This window comes from Desulfobacter sp., from assembly GCF_050177295.1.
Genome location: NZ_JBFXHE010000491.1, coordinates 1 through 3,043, shown reverse-complemented (window position 1 = coordinate 3,043; position 3,043 = coordinate 1). Strand labels below are relative to the sequence as shown.

General features: G+C 51.8%; 2 protein-coding genes. Both read right to left on the bottom strand.

Going from position 1 to position 3,043, the window contains the following annotated elements; all coding sequences use genetic code 11:
- Position 1: 1 nt before the first annotated feature.
- Positions 2 to 1,285, bottom strand: coding sequence for a TolC family protein (locus AB7U36_RS21600; protein ID WP_428161675.1), 1,284 nt, complete (start codon positions 1,283 to 1,285; stop codon positions 2 to 4).
- On the bottom strand, positions 1,272 to 3,043 hold a 1,772-nt coding region (locus AB7U36_RS21595; RefSeq protein ID WP_428161674.1), incomplete at its 5' end, for an efflux RND transporter permease subunit. The genes AB7U36_RS21600 and AB7U36_RS21595, both read right to left, overlap by 14 nt.

The following is a 3,043-nucleotide window of genomic DNA, read 5'->3' as shown; positions in this document are numbered from 1 at the left end:
ATCAAAGGGTTTCAACCATTCTTAAGATACGAAAGTGGTTTCGAAACATGGTGATCCGGCTGTCCACAAGCTTGAAGCGTGCCCTGGACAGATAATAAATGGCATCCAGCAAATCCGTCGAAGTAAGCATGCCCTTTTCAAAAGCCAGCCGGGTGATGCGAAGATTTTCCTGGGCCTCAGTCCGGCTTTTGTCAGCCACATCCATGTTTTTCAGGGAAACACTGAAATCCAGGAAAAGGTTATCCAGGTGGTTGGTCATCTCCCGTTCAAGTTCGGTGAGGTCTGCCCGGACTTTAACCACGTCCAGGCGGGCCTTTCCCAGTTCCCGGTTTTTACGGAATCCGTCAAACAAGTTTATGGTGCCCCGGAGCATGATCCGGGATTCCTCCCCGGAATCGGAAGTTCCGGGCCCGTCATCACGGGTGAGGTATTGGGACACAAGATCCAGCTTGGGATAAAACTGGGCTTTGGCCGAATTAACGCTGATCTTAAAATCCTCCACACGGCAGCGAAGCGCCTGGATCTCACTTCGGTTGTCAATTAAAAGGGTCTGGTAAAGCGCCGGGTCATCCAGAACCGGAATATGGCTAAAACAACCAAAATCCAGTTGTGTTGCCTTTACCCGGGTAACGGTTTTCAGCCCCAGATTATTGACAGCCTGCTCCTGCAGAGCCCGGGCTTTGTGGACCTGCTGAAGCGCATTGGCTGCTTCCACCTTAATTTTCAGCCAGTCGTTTTTTTTAAGCACCCCTACTTTGTATTTTAATTCAACATTGTGCTGCTCTTTGCGATAAAGACTTAACGCATCTTCAGCCACTTCCAGATTGGCCACAGCACCAAATACCTCAAGAAAATCCAGGGCCACTTCCAGACGGATATCCTGTTTGACGCCCTTAAGTATAAGCCGGCGGATTTCCTGCTGTTTTTTCGCTGAATCCAGATCGTTTATGTCCTTGAAACCTGAAAACAGATTCCAGGTGGCAGTTGCCCGGCTTTGGAAAAAACTGCGTTCGGTCTCCGACAGCTCGGCCTGATCCAGATTATTATACTGGTATCCCAGATCAATGGTTGGCAGAAAACGCCCCTTGACCAGGAGTACCTCTTGTCCGCTTTTTTCCAACATGGCCTCATGGGCCTTGATCAGGGCCCGTTTGTCCATGGCCGTATCCATAAGTTCATCCAAAGTGACGGCCGCAGCCGATGCACCTAAAGCCAGCAGGAAAACTGCCGCCAGAGCCAGGCACTCCAATGGCGTTGACCACGGGTTGTTTTTATTGAATATCATCGGCCGCCTCCTTTTTACCCCTGGTTTCCAGCCCCATGAAGAAAGAAAGCAGCGCCGGGATAACAAAAAGGGTGAACAGGGTTGAAACGGACAGCCCGCCCAGAAGCACGCTGCCGATACCGCGATAGAGTTCACTTCCGGAACCCGAGGAAAGCACCAGGGGTAAAAGCCCGAAAATGCTGGTAGCCGCACTCATGAAAATCGGCCGGATACGGGTGCTCACCGCCTCTGAAATGGCCGGAATAACAGCCAGTTGGCTGGTTCTGAAATTGATCAGGGACTGATGGACAATAAGAATGGCGTTGTTGACCACCGTTCCGATAAGAATAATAAACCCCAGCATGGTCAATACGTCAAACCCCTGGGGGGAGACAAAAAGATTGACCAGCTTAAGTCCCATGAATCCGCCGGCCCCGGCTAGGGGGATGGTAAACATGATGATTAAGGGATAGAAAAAATGTTCAAACAGGGCTGCCATAAGTAAAAAGGTGATGATCAGGGCTGTGAACAGGTTCCATTGCAGGGCCTGCCGGGTTTCGGTGAGCCGGTTGGCATTTCCCGTGACCCGGACTGATGTCCCGTCAAGGTTCCCTTCGGACTGCATGGGTGCAAGGACCTGTCCCCGGATCATTTCTGCGGCCTCCTGAAGGGTTATCCCCTCGGGGGGGCTGACCTCCAGTTTCACGGTCCGGTCTCTTTCCAGGTGGTCGATCTGGACCAACCCGCTGGTGTACGCCAGGGTTGCCACATCCCGGAACCGGATGTTTTTGCCCGGGGGGGTAACAATCTGGCAGTCCATGAGTGCTTCAGGAGAGGTAAAACGCCCGTCATCGCCTTTAAGCACCAGGTCGATCTCCCGTTTTCCCTCGGGGGCGTAATCATCAATTTTGCATCCGTCCATCATAATATCCAGATAAAGGGCAAAATCTTCCTCGGTCAACCCGTTGGCTGCAAGTTTCCATTTAACCGGATTGATGTGCACCTCGGGATAGGTGGATTCCAGGGAGGGGACCGGCCGGATCTGGGCACCGGGAATCACTTTCATGATGGCCCGGTAAAGGGTGTGCCCGGCATGGGTAATACGATCCATCTCTTCTCCGGAAATACTGACATCCACGGCCCGGCTGCTCCCGATGCGGTGGTTGAAAATTCCCACCTGAAAGCAGACACCAAACATATCCGGAATGGCCTGGGTAATTCTCTGGAATAAAGGAATAATCTGTCTGCCCTGGGTATCATGGATGGAGATGCCACCAAACACGTTGAGCTTATCAGTGGCCATGTACCAAAGATATTTGAGCATAGGCACACCGTCTTTCTGGTCCTCTTTAAAATAGTCGGCGGTTTCCCGGTAGATGAAATTACCAATCTCTTTTCTTTTTTCAACCGAGGCCCCGGGGGGCGGTATCAGCAGGTTGAGAATATAGTTCTGATTACCCTGGGGAAGGTATTCCGCAGGAGGGAGCAAAACCATAGTCAGCAAAATCGCGGCGGCGGTAAATCCTGTTACCGTTAAGATCCGGGTCCATTTACTTCTTAAGGAGAGATGTGAGCCGGACATTAAAACGTTTTTTAGTCCAGCTCCCACTTTTTCCACAGGCCGCCAGAACGAAGATCCGGCGGTCTGCCTCCCCGGGGTGCCCATGGCATAAAACCGGTTGGTCAGAACAGGGATCACGGCAACGGAAACAAACAGGCTGAAAAGAATTGACGCGGTAACGGCAATGGCAATATCACTGAAAAGCTGACCCGCCTCAC

Coding starts and splice junctions, on each gene's coding strand:
- AB7U36_RS21600 (WP_428161675.1), bottom strand. CDS start 1,285: ATGATATTCAATAAAAACAACCCGTGGTCAACGCCATTGGAGTGCCTG.